Genomic DNA, 20,116 nt, shown 5'->3' with positions numbered 1-20,116 from the left:
TTAATAAGTTAAAAGATGGATTACTTTTTCAGAATTGATTGGAATAATAGTTTCGTGATTAGTTGTAACCACTTTTGTAGGATCTGAGTAATCTGCGATCGTATAACTTAAACGTACATTCTGATTTTTAACAACATTAAAATTTGTTTCAAGATAATGATTTTCATTTTTATAATTTAAATCGGTAAAGTCTTTTGACAGAATTCCTTGAACATCAAGCGCTGTGACTGTTTTATTAGTTGATGTTTTGTTTAACTGTATTTGAAGCTGCGTGATTTCATCATTCTTGTATAAAGTTACCTGATTGAGGTCTAATTTATAATTTTTGAAATTTTTCTTCAGAGCCGTTATGCTTTTATTTTGAAATCCAGTAGCATAGTTGAGAGTAGCATAATCATCATCAAAATTATAACCATTGAGTGTAGTGATTATTTCGATATCCTCACCCTTTGGTGTGGGAAAGATCATTAAAAATTTCCCTTCGGAATCAGTTTTGGTATAACTTATTAAATCACTTGGAGTGTAAGTTCCATCGGAAAAATTATTTATTTCAACTCTTTTATTCGGAATTGGATTACTGTTTCGATCAACCAGTTGTCCCTGAACTACAAGTCTTGTTTCTCCATCATATTGAATTTCACAAGAATAACATGTAAAAAGAATAAAAAATAGAAATAGAATTTTTCTCATTTAGAACAGATTTAGGTAAGTCTAAATATATATAAAATTGTTTAAGAAAATTATAGTTTCAATTTTAAATTTATGTAATCAAATATTTTTTGTCTGTCTGTGTTGTAGTCAAACCATCTGGTATCTTCGTTTCGTTTGAACCACGTTAATTGTCTTTTTGAAAATCTTCGTGTGTTTTTTTTGATTTCTTCAATTGCGAATGGCAAAGTGAATTCTCCGTCGAAATAATTAAATAATTCTCTATAACCTACGGTCTGTAACGCATTGAGTTCTTTATTAGGGTAAAGGGCTTTGGCTTCTTCCAATAATCCCATATCCATCATAATGTCAACTCGCTGATTTATCCTGCTGTAAATGATTTCTCTATCGGCGTCTAAACCAATTAAAATAGGAGTGAAGTTTCTGTTGTTTTTCTTTATATTTAAGAATGAAGAATAGGGTTTTTGTGAACCAATACAAACTTCTACAAAACGCATCATTCGTTGTGGGTTTTGTAAAGTCTGCGGATTTTCGACGGTTATTTTTTGATAATATTCCGGATCTAAATTTTTAAGTTGTTTTTGAAGATACTCAATTCCGAGTTTTTCATAGTTTGAATTTACTTCGGCACGAATTTCCGGAGCGATTTCAGGAAACTCGTCAAAGCCTTTCAACACGGCATCCACATACAAACCTGATCCGCCAATTAGAATGGCAAAATCATTATTTTGATATAATTCTTCTAGTTTTAAAAGTGCTTCTTTTTCGTAATCTCCAACCGTATAATTTTCAAAAATGGATTTGTTTTGAATGAAATGATGTTTTGCTGCATTTAATTCTTCTTGACTAGGAACTGCAGTTCCAATCGTCATTTCTTTAAAAAACTGACGACTGTCGCAAGAAATTATCTCGCATTTAAAATGTTGTGCCAAAGCAATACTTAAGGCTGTTTTGCCTATGGCTGTTGGTCCGACAATGGTAATTAGGTATTTCATATTTTTTAGCCCAGATGGAAATGGAAACCCCGGACTTATATTTGTTAGTTTTTTTTGGTGTAAAAGAGCGACCAACGGAAGCTCCTTTTATGCCTTAAAAAAACAACAAATATAAGGAGGAGTTGTAATGTACAGCTGGATTGGCTTCATAAATTAATTGTTAGGCAACTCTGTTCCGCATTGATAGCAATATTTTGCGTTATCAAAATGGATTTGAGATTGACATTTTTTGCATGTTTTTTTGCTATTAACTGCATTGTTTTTTAGACTGCTTTTTGCAAATTCAGCTGTTACAATTCCTGTAGGAACTGCAATTATTCCGTAACCTAAAATCATTACAAATGCAGCAATGAATTGTCCTAAAGGAGTTTGTGGAGAAATATCGCCATAACCGACAGTGGTCAAAGTAACAATTGTCCAATAAATCCCCATTGGAATACTTGTAAATCCTGATTCTTTTCCTTCGACCAAATACATCAGAGAACCAATAATTATGGTGCTGATTAAAACGAAGTAAATAAAAACCAGAATTTTTTCTTTGCTGGCATCAATGGCTTCTTTTAATTGTAGTGATTGATGGTTGATTTGTGGAATATGTAAAATTTTGAATAATCGAAGAAAACGTAGTGCTCTTACGATTGATAAAATACTTGCACCAGGAAAAAATATAGACAAATACATTGGCAATACAGCCAGTAAATCAATGATTCCGTAGAAGCTGATAATGTATTTTACTGGTTTTTGAATGGAGATAATTCTAAGAATGTATTCAATCGTAAAAAATACCGTAATTATCCATTCGCAAATTAGCAATTGATCATGGTATTTAGAACTAATTCCTTGAACGGTATCGAGCATTATTAAAAGAACACTCAGCAAAATCAAACCTAAAAGAATTAAATCGAACATTCTTCCTAAAATGGTATCTGTGCCATAAAGGATAATTTTGATTTTTTCTCTAAAGATTTCGTATTGTGATTTTTGCTTTTTCATATCCTTAAAGATACTGAAAGTATTGATTTTTTAAAAATGCATTATTTTCAATGACTTGCTTTTGCGGATGTAGCTCTGAATAATATTTTTTACATCTCGGTTGTGCTGCATTGGGATCAGAATGTTTTTAAGAATATCAATATTGGTGATTTGATAATTTAAATCATAATAAGCATAGCCTTTATAGATTCCATTTTCGATTAAAATAGCGCTTCTTTCGTTTATATTTCGCCCACGGTCAATCAAAATCATGCTTTTATTTTCAAAACTATTATCAGAAATGAATTGCTGCACTCGCAAATTATAAACTTCAGGAGTTACTTCGCCAATGCATGCGCCATCACATTCTTTGATTTTGTATTGAAAACATTCCTTTTTAGTGATGTATAAGCCAGTTAATTTTTGGCACAAATGGTATTTTGATGTATATCTAAAAAGTGCATTTTTTCCTTCTTGCAAACTTGCATATGAAGTAATTTCCTTTTTTCGGCCATCGGCTTTTTCAAGTTTTAAGTTAAGATAACCGTTTGCATCTTTTTCAGCATAAAGAGCATACTGAAAAATTGTTTTTCGTTGAGCACGGTTGTATCTAGGTCTGTTTACTTTTATTTCCTCGCTTTCTTTTAAAAGCGCAATTAATTCGCTTCCGGTTTCATCATAAGTTATGGTAAAAACTTCAGCCTGAATTTTTTTGCTTTTAGTTGTGATTCCGGTAAAATGCTGATTGATTCTTTTTTTGATGTTTTGGCTTTTGCCGATGTAAATCAAAGTACCGCCTTCATTATAAATATAATAAACGCCTGTTTTAGTTGGCATTTGGTTTAAGAGATCTAAAAATTTTGGTGCAATTCCTTTCTCGATTTCTAACTTTATAAAATCTTTTACGATGGTTTTTTCGATATCTTTTTCCAGAAGCATTTTGAACAACTTTGTAGTTGCCATAGCATCTCCGCTGGCACGATGTCTATCAGCCATAGGAATTCCTAATGCGCGGACTAATTTTCCTAAGCTGTAAGAAGGCTGTTCTGGAATTAGTTTTTTTGCCAATTCAACTGTACAGAGCGTTTTAGCTTCAAAATCATAGCCTAAACGTCTGAATTCTGTGCGAAGGATTCTATAGTCGAAAGAAGCGTTATGAGCGACAATTACGCAATCTGAAGTAATTTCAATAATACGTTTTGCAACTTCGTAAAACTTTGGCGCAGACTGCAACATAGCATTATTGATTCCGGTCAGTTTTACTACAAAAGGCTGAATCGGAATTTCGGGATTGACAAGGCTGATGAATTGGTCAACTACTTCATGCCCGTCAAATTTGTAGATGGCGATTTCAGTAATTCCTTCTTCATTAAATTGTCCTCCAGTGGTTTCTATGTCTAATATCGCGTACAAATTCAGTATTCAGTTCAGTTTTTAGTATTCAGTAAATCTACAATCTTTAATCTACAATTATTAGCGTCCTCCAAAAATGCTGCTTCCAATGCGAACCATTGTGCTTCCGCATTCAATGGCTAGTTGATAATCTCCGGACATTCCCATTGATATCGTATTCAATTCGCAGTTTTCAGTTTTCAGTGTCTGAATCGAATCAAAAATAGATTTTAAATGTGTAAATTCTTTTTTAATCTGGTTTTGGTTTTCTGTGAAAGTTGCCATTCCCATTAAACCCAAGATACGAATATTTTTCAACTCTTTAAACTCAACAGAAGTTAAAAGTTCATTTAGTTCTTTTTCGTCCAAACCAAATTTAGTTTCTTCTTCGGCAATGTAAATTTGAAGAAGACAATCAATAATTCTGTTATTTTTTAAAGCTTGTTTGTTGATTTCCTGTAATAATTTCAAACTATCAACACCATGAATCAAAGTCACATACGGTGCCATAAATTTGACTTTATTCGACTGAACATGACCAATCATATGCCATTGAATGTCTTTTGGCATTTCTTCCCATTTCTCCGTCATTTCCTGGATTTTGTTTTCTCCAAAAATGCGTTGTCCAGCTTCATAGGCTTGTAATAAGTCTGAAACGGGTTTTGTTTTTGAAACAGCAACCAGAGTTACGTGTTCAGGTAAACTAGCTTTGATAGTATTTAAATTCGATTGAATCGACATGATATTTCTTTTTTATAAAAACTGCTTCGAGATTTTTTCTGCTTTTTTACTTTCGCTGTAATCGTAAAAACCTTCACCAGATTTTACTCCAAGTTTTCCGGCTCTTACCATGTTTACTAAAAGTGGACAAGGAGCATATTTTGGATTTTTAAATCCGTCGTACATTACATTTAAAATGGCAAGACAAACATCAAGACCAATAAAATCAGCTAATTGAAGCGGTCCCATAGGATGTCCCATTCCTAATTTCATTACCGTATCAATTTCATAAACTCCAGCAACTTTATTGTATAACGTTTCGATTGCTTCGTTTAGCATTGGCATTAAAATTCTGTTTGCTACAAAACCAGGATAATCGTTTACCTCAACTGGAACTTTACCTAATTTTTCAGATAAATTCATGATGATTTTAGTTACCTCATCGCTTGTATTGTATCCGCGGATGATTTCAACTAATTTCATAATTGGCACCGGATTCATAAAATGCATTCCGATAACACGCTCAGGATGTGCTACGACAGCTCCAATTTGGGTAATTGAAATCGAAGAAGTATTTGTTGCTAAAATTGTATTGTGTGAACAATATTCATTTAATTGTTTGAAGATGTTCAATTTTAATTCGACATTTTCAGTTGCTGCTTCAACGACTAAATCTGCGCCTACAACGCCATCTTTTATATCGGTATAAGTAATAATATTAGTTATCGTTTTGGCAACATCGTCTTGTGTAATCGTTCCTTTAGATAACATACGATCTAAATTAGCCGCAATAGTTGCCATTCCTTTATCTAATGATTTTTCAGAAACGTCGATTAATTTTACGGTAAATCCGCTTTGCGCAAAAGTATGTGCAATTCCATTACCCATTGTTCCTGCACCAATTACTGCTATTGTTTTCATTTTAATGTGATATTATATTTATGATTTTAGCCACGAATTCACTAATTTGGTGTGAATTGCGTGGCTAATTTATGTTTGAAAATCGTTTAAATTATTTGTTGAAACAATCAATAATTTGATAAGCAACACGCAATGCATCTGTTGCTTGCTCAAGCGTTACAACCGGAGTTGTATCTGTATTAATTGCATTTGCAAAAGATTCTAATTCATCCAGAATGGCGTTGTTTTGTTCCACATCCGGATTTGTGAAATAGATTTGTTTTTTTACACCTTCGGCATTTTGAAGAATCATATCAAAATCTCCAGGGACTTCAGGCGCATCTTTCATGCGAACAACTTCACATTTTTTCTCTAAAAAGTCAACCGAAATATAGGCGTCTTTTTGAAAGAAACGTGATTTTCGCATGTTTTTCAACGAAATTCTGCTGGCAGTTAAATTAGCAACACAGCCATTTTCAAATTCGATTCGGGCATTTGCAATATCCGGAGTATCACTAATTACCGATACACCGCTGGCGTGAATATCTTTTACTTTTGAATTGACAACACTTAAAATAGCATCAATATCATGAATCATTAAATCTAAAACCACAGGAACATCAGTCCCACGCGGATTAAATTCAGCCAAACGATGTGTTTCAATAAACATCGGGTTTTCGATCATATTTTTTGTGGCAATAAAAGCGGGATTAAAACGCTCAACATGACCAACTTGTCCTTTTACATTGTATTCTTTGGCTAAAGCAATAATTTCTTCGGCTTCTTCTACAGTATTAGCAATTGGTTTTTCAATAAAGATATGTTTTCCTGATTTGATTGCAACCTTAGCACATTTATAGTGTGAAAGGGTTGGAGTAACAATATCAATCACGTCGACAGCGTGAATAAGTTTTGCAATTGTGCTGAAGTTTTTATAGCCAAATTCTTTTGAGATTCTTTCGGCATTTTCTTGATTTTCGTCGTAAAATCCAACTAATTCGTATTTGTCAGATTGTTGCAATAAGCGTAAATGTATTTTACCAAGATGACCAGCACCTAAAACTCCTACTTTTAACATGAGAATGTATTTTAAACAAAAATATAATTTATTTGTTTAACGTGAAAATGAATTTAGCTAATTGTGAGTTGTTAGTTGTGAATTCTAAATTATCAGTTGTGGCTTTTGACTTTATTAATTTAATATTTAAAAATCAATATTTGAAATCCTGTTTTGTTTCTTATTTTTGCCAAAATAAAACCAACCCATTTTGAAAGACACTGCCAAACATCAAGGACTTCGTAATCAATTAGTAAGCACTTTGGAACAAAAAGGAATTACTGACAGAGCGGTTTTGGATGCGATAAAAAAAATTCCAAGACACCTTTTTTTGAATTCAAGTTTTGAAGATTTTGCTTATCAGGATAAAGCTTTCCCAATTGGAGCAGGGCAGACCATTTCACAACCTTATACAGTTGCTTTTCAGTCGCAATTGCTTGAAGTTAAAAAAGATCATAAAATTTTAGAGATTGGAACTGGTTCTGGTTATCAGACTGCCGTTTTGTTTATGCTTGGTGCTAAAGTTTATACTGTTGAAAGGCAAAATGAGTTATTTAAGACAACATCAAATTTATTTCCGAAATTAAATATTCGTCCAAAACATGTTACTTTTGGAGATGGATATAAAGGATTACCAAATTTTGCTCCGTTTGACAGTATTATAGTTACTGCAGGTGCTCCATTTATTCCACAACCTTTAATGGCTCAGCTAAAAATAGGAGGAAGGCTAGTTATTCCGCTTGGAGAAGATGTTCAGATTATGACATTGTTAATCAGGAAAAATGAAACGCAATTTGAAAAACATGAGTTTGGAGAGTTTCGATTTGTTCCTTTATTAGAAGATAAAAATTAATAATAAAGTCCGCTTTTAAGCGGACTTTATTGTTTTATTTTGTAGCCAGTTGTCTTGCTTTATTTAGACTGTCTTTTTCAATTTGTAGAATATAATTAATAAAAATGGATTTATCATTTTTGGCTTGACTTTCTTCAAGTATTGAAAAATATTCATTTTTACTATTGCTCCCTTCTTTTATTACTACATATGCGTAATTGTTTTGAAGTAAAATCCAGTTTAATATTAAGTTCGCTATTTGAAGATTTCCCTTTTCAAAAGGCGCAATTTCAAGTATTTTTAAATAGGATTCAGACGCAAGAATTATAGGGTGAAGATTATTTTTGTTGACTTCATGCCAATTAAAAAATAAATTCATTTCTCGAGGTATAAGAGGGTCGTTTTTATACTTTCCTAAATTTTCTGAATTTATTCCTTTAAAAATCAAATTATGAATTGAAAGAATTTCTTTTTCATTTATAACCGTTTTCTTTAGGCTTAAATCTTTAATATACATAGCCGCTTCTTGAAAATTAATCGCTTCAAGATGCTCCTGTATGCTTTTTCCTGAAATAGTAATTCCATCATTAACAACAGATTTTGTTTCTTCTAACGTTAGAGAATTTCCGTTTAGCATGATGTTTTTAAAAATAAAATCTAGTTCTAAAGTTTTGGAAATTTGACGTAATTGAAAATGATCAAATGATTGAACTGTATTTTTTAATTCTTCAATTTCATCTAAAATATTCTGGATTGAAGATAATATAGCAGAACTGATTTGTTTTGTATTATTTTGAATTTCTTGCTCAACTAACAAAAGAGCCTTCAAAGCAAATTCTTCATCTCTAACTTCATAAAGAATTTTTTCTTTAAGCCAAGCAACCATCAAAGTTTCGTAATCAATTTCTAAAAGCTGAGACAATTTAGTGACTTGATCTTTTGTTGGTTTTCGTGTGCCAGATTCAAATTTACTAATTAAAGCTTGGTCGATTTCTGCAAGTTGCGCCAATTCACGTGTTTTTAAACCTTTTTGTTCTCTGGCGTTTTTTAGTAAAGATTTCATTTTAATGAAAATTTTGGTCTTGACAAAATTAGTCAATTTTATTTGCGAAAAAAAAAGCAGCTTTAATTAGCTGCTTTTCGATATTTTATTTTGGAGGTAAAGAACCGTCTTTTCTCATTTCCTTAACTACGGCTTGCATTATCGCATCAATAGTTTGACCTAAATCAGTAACGTATTGCGACTCTGTAGTTCCTGTCCAAATTAGTTTATTTTGTTTTAATGAAAAAATATTGGTTTCAACCATATACGATGTTGTTTCCTGATAATATCCGGGATCATAGAAATTTGGAGAATACATTCCGTACCAGTTGCCAAAGCCATAACCGTACATTCCTGTATACATTCCGTCAAATCCTCCGTAATACATTCCGGTATAAGTTCCAGGTACGTAATTGGTTTCTTTTTCTTTGCTTACTAAACGCATTGTAACAACGCCATCAAAGTTTTCATCCTGTAATATTTTTAATTTTTGCTCCTGAGTTAGCTGCGATGTTGCATTAAGATATTGATATGAAGTTTTAAAAATCAGATTGCTTGCTGCAATTCTGTTTTCAGTAATTCTTCTTGAAGCTTCGTCCTTGACCAAAGCAACAACTAAAACTTTTTTAAATTCTTCCTGAGCAACAGTTACGTCTGGATCTCTCCAGCTGTTTACAATAGAAGTATTACTGCCACAACCAGAAAGTGACAGTACGGCGATTAAGAAAACTAGGTACTTTTTCATATTTTAAGGTTATATTGTTTGTAGTAAAAATAACGATAAAATATTTATAAACTCATCATTTTCAGAAAATTAAAGCTGATTAATTGTAAGCTTTTTTGATTCTGTCTAAATCTCGTTTTGTATACTGTTCTTTTAAAGATTCACGTTTGTCGTAGTTTTTCTTTCCTTTGCAAAGGCCAATTTGTAGTTTGGCTAATCCTTTTTCGTTGGTAAACAATTTCAACGGAACAATAGTAAGTCCTTTTGCCTGAACACTTTTATGAAGTGTTTTTAATTCTTTTTTATTAAGAAGTAATTTTCTTTCACTTCTGGATTTATGATTGAATTGATTTCCAAACGAGTATTCTTCAATATAAGTATTGATTGCAAAAAGCTCCATAGCGCTGAATTCACAAAAACTCTCTGTAATATTTGCTTTGCCCAGACGTATAGATTTGATTTCGGTACCTGTTAAAACAATTCCTGCAGTATAAGTGTCGATTATCTCATAATCAAATCGAGCTCTTTTATTTAGTATGTTAACTGATTTTATCATAACTGCAAATGTAAAACAAAATTGAAAAATTTTAATGCGATATAAGATAATTAAAGATTTTTTTTAATCTATGATTTTAATCAGTATTAAAGAAAAAGCTTACAGCTAAGTTTGTTTAATAATTTAAAAATAAACTCAAAATGAAAAAGATTTTTACACTAGTTAGTATTGCATTTTTTGGATTTGCAGTTCAAGCTCAAGATTCAAATCAAGGTTTAAAAGGTACATGGTTTGCAACTTCTCAATTTGGCTATCAACAAACAAAAACAGGAGAAGTAAAAGGTACCAATCTATCTGTAATTCCAATTGTAGGAACATTTGTTACCCCGTCTGTAGCAGTTGGGGCGGGAATTGGTTATATAAACATTAAATCAGAAGGTTATGATAATATCAGTCCGGATTTTAAAACATTAGGGAATACAGATTTAATTGTTATTCAGCCATTAGCAAGAAAGTATTGGAATGTTGCGGGCTCACTTTATTTCTTTGGACAATTAGCCTTGCCAGTTATTACAGGAAAAGAAAAGGAGAGTGAATTAAAAGTAAATCAGGTTGGTTTATCTCTTTCAGGTGGATTTGATTATTTTGTTACAAAGAATTTCTCTGTTGAGTTTTCTTATGATTTAGCAAATTTTACCTCTACAACACTTGATCCTAAGACAGGAGAAAAAACGACTGTTACAAATTTTGGTTTAGCTCATGTAGCTAATGTAGATCCATTTTATAATACTGCGTTAGGTGGCAGCAATCCAAATTTGACTTCTCCAATTTCAGTAGGATTTAAATTCTTATTCTAATATTCATTATTTGATTAATGTCAAATTCTATTTTGTAATTTTGCAAAAAAAGAAAGACCGTACTTTTTTATAGTACGGTCTTTTTTATATAATTTAAAAAGTATAAAAATGGAAAATAAATCAAAAGATCCTTTACACGGAATTACACTTCAGAAAATTGTCGAGACTTTAGTTGATTTTTATGGTTTTGATACTTTAGGAGAATTAATTCCGATAAAATGTTTTATTTCAAATCCAAGTATTAAATCATCGCTTACTTTTTTGAGAAAGACAGATTGGGCCCGTAAAAAAGTGGAAGATTTATATGTGAAATCTTTAAATAAATTTGAAAATTTATAATTTGTAAGAAATCATTATGCCTCCTCTATATGGCATCCACTCTCCACTTTTGTTGTATTCTGTAGCATGGTCTTCAGGATATCTACCTGGTGTTCCGTCATTGTATAGACCATGATAAAAGCCTTGATGCCATCCACCACCAACAAAAACATCGAGTAAAAATTTATCACTTAATTTGATATTGTAACCAACAGTAACACCTAAACGATACCCAAAACCTTTTTCATAATAATTACTATCCCAGTAATTCCATTTTTGAATTCTATAAATATCTGGTCCAGCATGACCTCCAACATAAAACCCATTATATTTTTCTTTAAAATGATAACGAACTTCAGGAGTGAAAGTATAAAATTCCATTGGATTGTGTCCGTTAAATGATTTCCAGAAAGATGCCATCACATCAAAACTAAAAGTTGTCTTTTCTCCAATACTGGTTTCGATACCAACATTTGGAACAGCTAAAAGTGCTGTAGCTCCATTAAATTTGATAAAAGTTTGACTGTGTGATTGAATTGAAAAGAAGAAAATGGCGAATATTAATAATTTTTTCATAAAAATGTTTTTGAGCGAAATAGATTAAGTGGTTAATTTCGCGTGCAAATATAACGTATAAACTCATTTTGGACATTAATAATATATGTTTTAACAAATATTATTTTTTTGTCAGAAATTAACAAATTCTATCGCTCTAATAATGAGTAAATTACTTTGTCTAAAAATCGCCCTTCATAAAATTCGGATTCTTTGAAATGCGCTTCTTTAACAAAACCGCATTTTTGCAGGACTTTTTCTGAAGCTTGATTTTCAGGATCTATAACTGCTTCAATTGAATGCAGTTTCATATCGTTAAAACCGTAAGCTATTAATCGATTTACGGCTTCAGGTATGATTCCTTTACCATGAAATTCAGGTAAAAGCATATAGCCAATCTCGGCACGGTAATTTTCAGGCTGCATTCTGTAATAGCCAATAATTCCCAGAAGTTTTGCGTCTCCTTTTAATGTAATTCCCCAATTTATGCCAATGTTTGTTTCGATTTTTTCATCAATCATGGCAATATGTGCCAATGCGTCTTCATTGTTTTTAACCAATGGTCGAGGAATATATTTCATAGTTTCTGGATTCGAACGCAATTCAAAAACTTCATTGACATCATCGTTTGTTATTCTTCTCAAAAGCAAGCGATCGGTTTCAATTATTGGAAATGGATGAAAGTTAAATTCTAACATTTTATTTATAAGATTTTAATACTAAATTGAGAATGAAAAGTTTGATCATCGTCTAAAACAATAATTCCTTCTTTTTTAAATAAATCGCCAGAATTATTTGCAGTATCAGAGTAGCCAAACCAAGGTTCAATGCATACAAATGGTGCTTGATCTTTGGTCCAGATTCCTAAACTTGGAAAATCTTCAAAATCTACTTGTATATAAGGTTTCGAATTTTCAAGAATAGTCAACGAATTTGATTCTAGCGTTTTAAAAACAAGCGCATCATTTTCGAAAAGTTTATAATTCAACGGTACTAAATTTTCGGTTGTTTTTAAATTTTCGGTTTTATTTGAAATCAAGTCATTTTCAAGAAGATTATATTTTAAAGGTTCTTCTTTTTCAAATTTAAAAGAATAGTTTTCAAAATTTTCAGGAAGCGAAATTGCAGGATGAGCCCCGATTGAAAAAGGCATTTTGGTATCTCCTTGATTAATTACAATATATTCGATTTTTAGAGAAGTGTTTTCTAATGTGTAAATAAGCTGTAATTCGAATTCAAACGGATATTTTTCTAAGGTATCAGTATTTGATTTTAAAGAAAAAACAGCACTATTTCCTGTTTTTTCAATTAATTCAAATTCCATATCTCTTGCAAAACCATGTCTTGGCAAATGATATTCATTTTCATTAATTGTATAAGAGTTGTTTTTCAAGGTGCCGACAATAGGGAAAAGGACAGGTGAGTGTTTGCCCCAAAAATCAGGGTTTCCTTCCCAGATATATTCCTTGTTTTGATTGTTTTTTAATGAAAATAATTCGGCTCCGGCATGCTTAATTGAAGCTGTTAATATTGAATTTGATATAGTTGTCGTCAAAATAGTAGAATTGAAAAGATTGATTTTTATGTAAATGTAAAGGTATTTGAATAATTTTTATTTTTTAAGGAAAATCGCTCAATTTATTTTATTTATAAAATTTTGCTAAAATTAAATTTAAGCTTGATTATTTCTCTGTAAATAGCTTTTTTTTTCATTAATTTGCTACATAAACAGCTAAAAAATATGAAGAAGCAATCTGCAAAAGCCATTTTAACCGCGGCTTTATTTTTTGGGATTTCTTGTTCCTGGGCGCAACAAACACCTTCAGGGACAGCAACAAATCCAGTAAATAATTATAATTACCATGATGCCTTTGCCCCGCATTTTTACACTAAAAACGGAACATCTACACGCACAGCCAGTGGTCAGCCTGGCGTAGAATATTGGCAAAACAGAGCCGATTACCAGATAACGGCAAAATTAAATGCTACAACAAATGAAATTGTAGGTACAGATCAAATTACATATACGAACAATAGTCCTGATAAATTAGGATTTCTTTGGTTGAATTTAGATCAGAATTTATTTAAAGAAGATTCTAGAGGAAATGCTGTTGTGCCTTTGTCTGGAAGCCGTAACGGAGCCCAAGGACAGGTTTTTGAAGGAGGAAATAAAATTAAATCTGTAAAAGTAGTTTCTTCAGGAAAAAATGCGGTAGAAGTTGAGGCAAAATATATTGTTACAGATACCAGAATGCAAATTTTTCTTCCTCAGGAATTGGCTGCAAAAGGAGGTTCTGTAAAAATCAAAATCGAATTCTCTTTCATTGCTCCTTTTGAAGGATCAGACAGAATGGGTGTTTTAGAAACTAAAAACGGAAAAATCTTCACAATCGCGCAGTGGTACCCACGTATGTGTGTGTATGATGATGTACGTGGCTGGAATACAGCGCCATATTTAGGAGCTTCTGAGTTTTATTTAGAATATGGAGATTTTGATGTAAAACTTACCGTTCCTGGAAATCATTATGTTGTCGCTTCTGGTGAATTGATAAATGGTCAGGAGGTTTTTTCTGTTGAACAATTAAAACGTTACAAAGACGCTTCTCAAAGCGATAAAACGGTTATGATCCGTACTGCCGATGAAGTAAATTCGACAGCAAAAACAAATGCAGGAACAGAGAAAACATGGCATTATAAAATCAAAAATGCTCGTGATTTTTCTTGGGCTTCATCTCCAGCTTTTATTCTTGATGGAGCAAAAATCAATTTGCCAAGCGGTAAAAAGGCTTTGGCATTATCAGCTTATCCTGTTGAAAGTAATGGAAATGATGCTTACGGACGCTCAAGTGAATATGTAAAAGGAGCAATTGAGCATTATTCAAAACAATGGTTTGAGTATCCTTATCCAGTTGCTACAAATGTGGCAGGAAACGAAGGAGGAATGGAATATCCTGGAATTGTTTTCTGTGGATGGAAATCAAAAGGACAAGATTTATGGGGAGTTACAGACCACGAATTTGGTCATATTTGGTTTCCAATGATTGTTGGTTCAAATGAGAGATTATTCGCTTGGATGGATGAAGGATTTAATACTTTTATTAATTCATTGAGTACAGCAGCATTCAATAATGGCGAATACAAAGAAAAACCAACAGATTTGCATGAAGAGGCAGAATCTTTTACACGTCCGGATCTAGAAACTATTATGAGTTCTCCTGATAATATGAAGGAAGCAAATATTGGTATGTTGTGTTATTTTAAACCAAGTGCAGGTTTGATTCTTTTAAGAGAGCAAGTTTTAGGAAAAGAACGTTTTGATACTGCTTTTAGAACTTATATTCAACGTTGGGCTTTTAAACATCCTCAGCCAGATGATTTTTTCAGGTCAATGGAAAATGTTGCAGGTGAAGATTTAAGTTGGTTTTGGAGAAGTTGGTACGTAAATAATTGGAGATTTGACCAAGGTATAAATTCGATTAAATACATAAAAAATGATCCTGCAAAAGGTGTAATTATTACGGTAGAAAATTTTGAAAAAATGCCAATGCCAATTGTTTTAGATGTTAAAACAAAAAGTGGCAAAGTAACCAGAGTTAATTTGCCTGTAGAAATTTGGCAACGCAATAATGACTGGTCTTTCAAACATAATTCTACTGAAGAAATAGAGAGTATTACATTAGATCCGGATCATGCGTTTCCTGATTTCAATGAATCAAATAATGTTTGGACTGCAGGAAAAGGCAAAGTAGAACAAGATGTTATTTTAGATGGTTATTTAGGAAATTATTCTACATCTAAAGCGCCTATAAAAATTGAGTTTACAGAGAAAAACAGTGCTTTATATGCAGAGTTGACTAATTATCCGAAATTCTCTGTGAAAGCTGTAGCCGGAGAAAAAGATACATTTGAATCAAAAAGAGCAGGTGTGAAGTTTAAATTTAACGAAGCTAAAACTACTGTTGATATGATTTTATCTGATGGAAAAGTAATTCCTTTTACTAAAAATTAAAAAAGTAAATATTTTAAATATTTTAAATTATTTAAAACCCGATAGTTATCAGTAACTATCGGGTTTTGTTTTTCTGTATATTCACAAAACGTAAAAAAAATGTTAGAATTTTGATTTTTTGTTTTCTAAATAAAAAATTAATGTACTTTTGCACCGATGAATAAAATAAGTTTACATATAACTTCTTTGTCACGGACAAACTCACCGATTACTTCTCCCGAAGTACGGACGCTATCTCTATAGTGTTCACTGAGTTTTATAGCCGTATATTTATTCATATCCATTTTTCATTTTGAAATCACATAATTTGTCCATTGGACAAACATATCCTAAAAGTATTTATTATTTTGTAAATTTTCTTGATCAAGCTTTTGATTTTGAGAATGTTACTTCTATTTTGCTTAATTTTATTGGATTCAATTCTGGATTTCAAGCTAAACAATATGCTTTAATTTTTAACTCTAACTTCAATTATTGAAATGAAGATCTCTATTGTTGTTACCCAGGAAGAACACTTCAAATTCGCACAAGAAATCTGCGATACGATAGAATCATCTGCCTTGTTAAGAGGTACGGGGATTGCTAAAAGAACTCCTGAGTATATTCAGAAAAAAATGTCGAATGGTGATGCGATGATTGCTCTGGCAGACGGGAAATTTGCAGGTTTTTGTTATATCGAAAGCTGGCAGCACGGAAAATTCGTGGCACATTCGGGGTTAATTGTACATCCTGACTATAGAAGTTTAGGATTGGCAAAAAAAATAAAATCTAAAGTTTTTGATTATTCTTTACAGAGATATCCAGATGCTAAAATATTTGGAATTACAACTGGTTTGGCTGTAATGAAAATCAATTCTGATTTAGGTTACAAACCAGTTCCTTTCTCAGAATTGACAACCGATCCAAGTTTCTGGGCTGGTTGTAAAACCTGCACTAACTTTCCTATTTTACAAAGCAAAGAAAACAAAATGTGCCTTTGTACCGGAATGTTGTACGATCCAAAAGAAAAACAAAAAACACCGCCTAGACATCCTTTTAACGAGGCTGTTTTAAGCAGACTTAAAAAAATTAAACAGGCTTTATTTCTAAACAAATTATTGTCGTTTGTTTTTTTATTCAAAATTTAATTAAAAGAAATCTCAAACTGCTAAATACGAAAGTATTAGCCAAAATTATAAAAAATGAAAAAAGTAGTATTAGCTTATAGCGGAGGATTAGATACCTCGTATTGTTTGAAATATTTAAAAAATGAAAAAGGATACGAAGTTCACACTGTGCTTGTTGACACAGGAGGATTCGACGCTGAAGAATTATCAGCAATTGAAAAAAGAGCTTACGAATTGGGAAGTGCACAACACGCAAATCTTACCATCGTAGACAAATATTATGATAAAGCTATAAAATATTTGATTTTCGGAAATGTATTAAAAAACAATACTTATCCGTTATCAGTAAGTGCAGAGCGTGTTTTTCAGGCAATTGAAGCAATTAAATATGCTAAAAAAGTGGGAGCAAGCGCAATCGCACACGGAAGTACAGGTGCAGGAAATGACCAAATTCGTTTTGATTTGATTTTCCAAACCATCGCTCCGGAAATCGAAATTATTACGCCAATTAGAGATTTAAAACTTTCAAGACAAGAAGAAGTTGATTATTTGGCTCAAAACGGAGTTCACTATTCTTGGGAAAAAGCACAATATTCTATCAATAAAGGACTTTGGGGAACAAGTGTTGGAGGAAAAGAAACGTTAACTTCAAGTCAACCGTTACCAAGCGAAGCTTATCCTTCGCAATTGCAAAAAGAAGGAGAAGAAAAAGTAACACTTCATTTTGAGCAAGGAGAATTGGTTGCATTAAACGGAAAGAAAGATGTTCCTGAAAAAAATATCGTAAAACTTGAAAAATTGGCTAATGCTTACGCAATTGGTAGAGATATTCATGTTGGTGATACTATTATCGGAATCAAAGGAAGAGTTGGTTTTGAAGCGGCTGCACCATTAATTATCATCAAAGCGCACCATTTATTAGAGAAACATACTCTAGGAAAATGGCAACAATATTGGAAAGAGCAACTAGGAAACTGGTACGGAATGTTATTTCATGAAGGTCAGTTTTTAGATCCTGTTATGAGAAATATTGAAACTTTCTTGCAAGACACACAAAAAACAGTAAATGGAACGGTAACAGTTTCATTAAAACCATACCATTTCTCACTTGACGGAATCGAATCTAAAAACGATTTGATGAACACAGGTTTTGGTCAATATGGAGAAATGAACAATGCATGGACATCTGATGATGCAAAAGGATTTATCAAAATTCTTGGAAATGCACAAAACATATTTTCATCTGTAAATCAATTAGATCATGATTAATGTCGGAATTATTGGTGGTTCAGGCTACACAGCCGGAGAACTCATCAGAATTTTAATGTATCACCCAAAAGTAAACATTGATTTTGTTTACAGTACTACAAATGCTGGAAAACCGCTTTCAATAGCGCACCAAGATTTGATGGGAGATATCGAAATGAATTTTACTGATGTGATAAATCCTGATGTAAATGTTGTTTTCTTGTGTTTAGGTCACGGAAAATCGATTTCATTTTTGAAAGAAAATCAGTTTGCAAGTCATACTAAGATCATCGATTTAGGAAATGATTTCAGATTGAATAAAGACGCTCATTTCGAAGGAAAAGATTTTGTTTACGGATTGCCTGAAATCAATAAAGCCGAAATCAAAAAAGCAAATTATATCGCAAATCCAGGTTGTTTTGCTACAGCTATTCAATTGGCTTTATTGCCTTTAGCAGAACATAATTTATTGAATAATGATGTTCATATTAATGCAACAACCGGAAGCACAGGAGCAGGAGTAAGTCTTTCAGAAACTTCTCATTTCAGTTGGAGAAATAACAATATGTCACATTACAAAGCTTTTGAACACCAGCATTTGGGAGAAATCGGAGAAAGCTTAGTTCAATTGCAAGATGATTTTGAAAGTGAATTGCTTTTTATTCCAAATAGAGGAGATTTTCCAAGAGGAATTTTTGCAACCTTATATACATTATGCGATGATAGTTTGGAGCAATTGGTTGCTAAATACGAAGATTTCTATAAAGATCAACCTTTCGTAACCGTTACCACGACAAATATCAACATGAAGCAAGTGGTGCAAACGAACAAATGTATCATTAGTTTATTGAAAAAAGGAAACCGGGTTTTGATAACATCAATTATAGATAACTTAACCAAAGGTGCTTCGGGACAAGCGATTCAAAACATGAATTTAATGTTCGGATTAGAAGAAACCACTGGTTTACATTTGAAACCAAGCGGATTTTAATAATAGTTTCAAGTTTAAAGTTTCATGTTGCAAGTTAACTTGAAACCTGAAAGCTGAAACAAAATAAACAAAACAAAAATGAACTTATTCAACGTTTACCCATTATACGACATAACTCCAGTAAAAGCAATTGATTGTACAATTACAGACGACAAAGGAGTAGAATATTTAGATTTATACAGCGGACATGGTGTGATTTCTATTGGACATACACAGCCGGATTATGTAACAAAATTGAAGAATCAATTAGATAATTTAGGATTTTATTCGAATGCGATTCAGAATCCTTTACAAGTTGAATTGGCACAGAAATTAGGAAAACTTTCCGGTCTTGAAGATTACGAATTGTTTTTATGCAGTTCTGGTGCCGAAGCCAATGAAAATGCTTTGAAATTAGCTTCTTTCCATAACGCAAAATCAAGAGTTGTAGCTTTTGATAATTCTTTCCACGGAAGAACTTCTGCAGCAGTTGCGGTTACAGACAATAAGAAAATTGTAGCGCCAATAAATGCACAGCAAGTTGTTACTTTTTTACCGTTAAACCAAATTGAATTGGTTGAAGCTGAATTGGCTAAAGGCGATGTTACGGCAGTAATTATCGAAGGAATTCAGGGAGTTGGAGGTTTAGACCAAGGAACAACTGAATTTTTTCAGGCTTTAGAAAAAGCATGTAAAAAACACGATGTTGTTTTAATTTTAGATGAAGTACAGTCAGGATACGGAAGAAGCGGAAAATTCTTCGCTTTCCAACATCACGGAATTAATGCTGATATTATCTCTGTTGCAAAAGGAATGGGGAACGGATTTCCGGTTGGAGCTATTCTAATTTCTCCAAAATTCGAAGCTAGCTTTGGTTTATTGGGAACTACTTTCGGCGGAAGCCACTTATCTTGTGCAGCAGGAATTGCCGTTTTAGATGTAATTGAAAAACTGGATTTACAGAAAAATGTAAACGAAGTTTATGAATATTTCTTAGAAAAAATCAAAGAAGTTGAAGGCATCAAACAAGTAAAAGGCAAAGGCTTGATGCTTGGAGTAGAATTTGATTTTGATGTTGCAGCTTTAAGAAAGAAATTAATCATCGAAAAACACATTTTTACAGGAAGCGCAAACAATAAAAATCTATTAAGAATTTTACCGCCACTAACTGTGAAAAAAGCAGATATCGATACGTTTGTAAAAGCTTTAAAAGAAAGTTTAGAAGAATTAAAAAACTAATTTTAGTTACGTTAA

General features: G+C 32.3%; 21 protein-coding genes. 8 read left to right on the top strand and 13 right to left on the bottom strand.

Annotated elements, in window-relative coordinates:
- The 7 genes from GQ47_RS03675 to GQ47_RS03645 all read right to left on the bottom strand — a co-directional run bounded on the left by GQ47_RS03675 (position 1) and on the right by GQ47_RS03645 (position 6,726).
- Positions 1 to 690, bottom strand: coding sequence for a peptidase associated/transthyretin-like domain-containing protein (locus GQ47_RS03675; protein WP_035644920.1), 690 nt, complete (start codon positions 688 to 690; stop codon positions 1 to 3).
- Positions 691 to 740: 50 nt separating this feature from the next.
- On the bottom strand, positions 741 to 1,664 hold the full coding sequence (gene miaA / locus GQ47_RS03670) for a tRNA (adenosine(37)-N6)-dimethylallyltransferase MiaA (RefSeq protein ID WP_035644917.1): 924 nt from the start codon (positions 1,662 to 1,664) through the stop codon (positions 741 to 743).
- 153 nt (positions 1,665 to 1,817) lie between these two features.
- The gene (locus tag GQ47_RS03665) at positions 1,818 to 2,657 is read right to left on the bottom strand and encodes an ion transporter (RefSeq protein ID WP_035644914.1); all 840 of its coding nucleotides are present in this window, start codon (positions 2,655 to 2,657) and stop codon (positions 1,818 to 1,820) included.
- Between the two features lie 30 nt (positions 2,658 to 2,687).
- The gene (locus tag GQ47_RS03660; protein ID WP_035644912.1) at positions 2,688 to 4,049 is read right to left on the bottom strand and encodes an exonuclease domain-containing protein; all 1,362 of its coding nucleotides are present in this window, start codon (positions 4,047 to 4,049) and stop codon (positions 2,688 to 2,690) included.
- Between the two features lie 60 nt (positions 4,050 to 4,109).
- A complete protein-coding gene (locus tag GQ47_RS03655) occupies positions 4,110 to 4,769 on the bottom strand; it encodes a YggS family pyridoxal phosphate-dependent enzyme (protein ID WP_035644910.1) in 660 nt (219 codons plus the stop codon).
- A 12-nt stretch (positions 4,770 to 4,781) separates the two neighbouring features.
- The gene (locus GQ47_RS03650) at positions 4,782 to 5,669 is read right to left on the bottom strand and encodes a 3-hydroxyacyl-CoA dehydrogenase family protein (RefSeq protein WP_035644908.1); all 888 of its coding nucleotides are present in this window, start codon (positions 5,667 to 5,669) and stop codon (positions 4,782 to 4,784) included.
- Positions 5,670 to 5,760: 91 nt separating this feature from the next.
- Positions 5,761 to 6,726: a Gfo/Idh/MocA family protein gene (locus GQ47_RS03645; protein WP_035644905.1), complete on the bottom strand. Its 966-nt coding sequence runs from the start codon at positions 6,724 to 6,726 to the stop codon at positions 5,761 to 5,763.
- Between the two features lie 190 nt (positions 6,727 to 6,916).
- On the opposite strand from GQ47_RS03645, the gene GQ47_RS03640 reads away from it, so the two are divergent.
- The gene (locus tag GQ47_RS03640) at positions 6,917 to 7,558 is read left to right on the top strand and encodes a protein-L-isoaspartate(D-aspartate) O-methyltransferase (RefSeq protein ID WP_035644903.1); all 642 of its coding nucleotides are present in this window, start codon (positions 6,917 to 6,919) and stop codon (positions 7,556 to 7,558) included.
- 34 nt (positions 7,559 to 7,592) lie between these two features.
- Here the strand turns inward: GQ47_RS03640 and GQ47_RS03635 are convergent, their stop codons facing one another.
- The 3 genes from GQ47_RS03635 to smpB all read right to left on the bottom strand — a co-directional run bounded on the left by GQ47_RS03635 (position 7,593) and on the right by smpB (position 9,859).
- Positions 7,593 to 8,600, bottom strand: coding sequence for a helix-turn-helix domain-containing protein (locus GQ47_RS03635; protein WP_035644901.1), 1,008 nt, complete (start codon positions 8,598 to 8,600; stop codon positions 7,593 to 7,595).
- A gap of 85 nt (positions 8,601 to 8,685) precedes the next feature.
- Entirely contained in the window at positions 8,686 to 9,324 is a 639-nt protein-coding gene (locus tag GQ47_RS03630) for a hypothetical protein (RefSeq protein WP_035644899.1), read from the bottom strand.
- Positions 9,325 to 9,403: 79 nt separating this feature from the next.
- A complete protein-coding gene (smpB, locus tag GQ47_RS03625; protein WP_035644897.1) occupies positions 9,404 to 9,859 on the bottom strand; it encodes an SsrA-binding protein SmpB in 456 nt (151 codons plus the stop codon).
- Positions 9,860 to 9,999: 140 nt separating this feature from the next.
- On the opposite strand from smpB, the gene GQ47_RS03620 reads away from it, so the two are divergent.
- On the top strand, positions 10,000 to 10,656 hold the full coding sequence (locus GQ47_RS03620) for a porin family protein (RefSeq protein WP_035644894.1): 657 nt from the start codon (positions 10,000 to 10,002) through the stop codon (positions 10,654 to 10,656).
- Positions 10,657 to 10,764: 108 nt separating this feature from the next.
- Positions 10,765 to 10,995, top strand: coding sequence for a VF530 family protein (locus tag GQ47_RS03615; RefSeq protein ID WP_035644891.1), 231 nt, complete (start codon positions 10,765 to 10,767; stop codon positions 10,993 to 10,995).
- Here GQ47_RS03615 and GQ47_RS03610 read toward each other — a convergent pair.
- From GQ47_RS03610 to GQ47_RS03600, 3 genes are all read right to left on the bottom strand, one after another.
- The gene (locus GQ47_RS03610) at positions 10,990 to 11,550 is read right to left on the bottom strand and encodes a DUF3575 domain-containing protein (protein WP_035644889.1); all 561 of its coding nucleotides are present in this window, start codon (positions 11,548 to 11,550) and stop codon (positions 10,990 to 10,992) included. The genes GQ47_RS03615 and GQ47_RS03610 overlap by 6 nt on opposite strands.
- Before the next feature lie 128 nt (positions 11,551 to 11,678).
- Positions 11,679 to 12,227 (bottom strand): GNAT family N-acetyltransferase, encoded by a 549-nt coding sequence (locus GQ47_RS03605; protein WP_035644887.1) that lies wholly within the window; start codon positions 12,225 to 12,227, stop codon positions 11,679 to 11,681.
- A 5-nt stretch (positions 12,228 to 12,232) separates the two neighbouring features.
- Positions 12,233 to 13,084 carry an aldose 1-epimerase family protein gene (locus GQ47_RS03600; protein ID WP_035644884.1) on the bottom strand — a complete coding sequence of 284 codons (852 nt, stop codon included), beginning with the start codon at positions 13,082 to 13,084 and terminating at the stop codon, positions 12,233 to 12,235.
- 186 nt (positions 13,085 to 13,270) lie between these two features.
- Here GQ47_RS03600 and GQ47_RS03595 point away from each other — a divergent pair, with 186 nt between their 5' ends.
- From GQ47_RS03595 to GQ47_RS03575, 5 genes are all read left to right on the top strand, one after another.
- Positions 13,271 to 15,538, top strand: coding sequence for a M1 family metallopeptidase (locus GQ47_RS03595; protein WP_035644882.1), 2,268 nt, complete (start codon positions 13,271 to 13,273; stop codon positions 15,536 to 15,538).
- 479 nt (positions 15,539 to 16,017) lie between these two features.
- Entirely contained in the window at positions 16,018 to 16,665 is a 648-nt protein-coding gene (locus tag GQ47_RS03590) for a GNAT family N-acetyltransferase (RefSeq protein WP_035644879.1), read from the top strand.
- Between the two features lie 54 nt (positions 16,666 to 16,719).
- Entirely contained in the window at positions 16,720 to 17,913 is a 1,194-nt protein-coding gene (locus GQ47_RS03585) for an argininosuccinate synthase (RefSeq protein ID WP_035644876.1), read from the top strand.
- Positions 17,906 to 18,883: an N-acetyl-gamma-glutamyl-phosphate reductase gene (gene argC, locus GQ47_RS03580; protein ID WP_035644874.1), complete on the top strand. Its 978-nt coding sequence runs from the start codon at positions 17,906 to 17,908 to the stop codon at positions 18,881 to 18,883. The genes GQ47_RS03585 and argC overlap by 8 nt, the downstream gene beginning before the upstream one ends.
- 78 nt (positions 18,884 to 18,961) lie before the next feature.
- On the top strand, positions 18,962 to 20,101 hold the full coding sequence (locus GQ47_RS03575) for an aspartate aminotransferase family protein (protein ID WP_035644871.1): 1,140 nt from the start codon (positions 18,962 to 18,964) through the stop codon (positions 20,099 to 20,101).
- Positions 20,102 to 20,116 lie beyond the last annotated feature (15 nt).

This window comes from Flavobacterium sp. ASV13 (assembly GCF_000745775.1).
GTDB lineage: Bacteria > Bacteroidota > Bacteroidia > Flavobacteriales > Flavobacteriaceae > Flavobacterium.
This window is presented reverse-complemented; position numbering and strand designations above follow the sequence as displayed.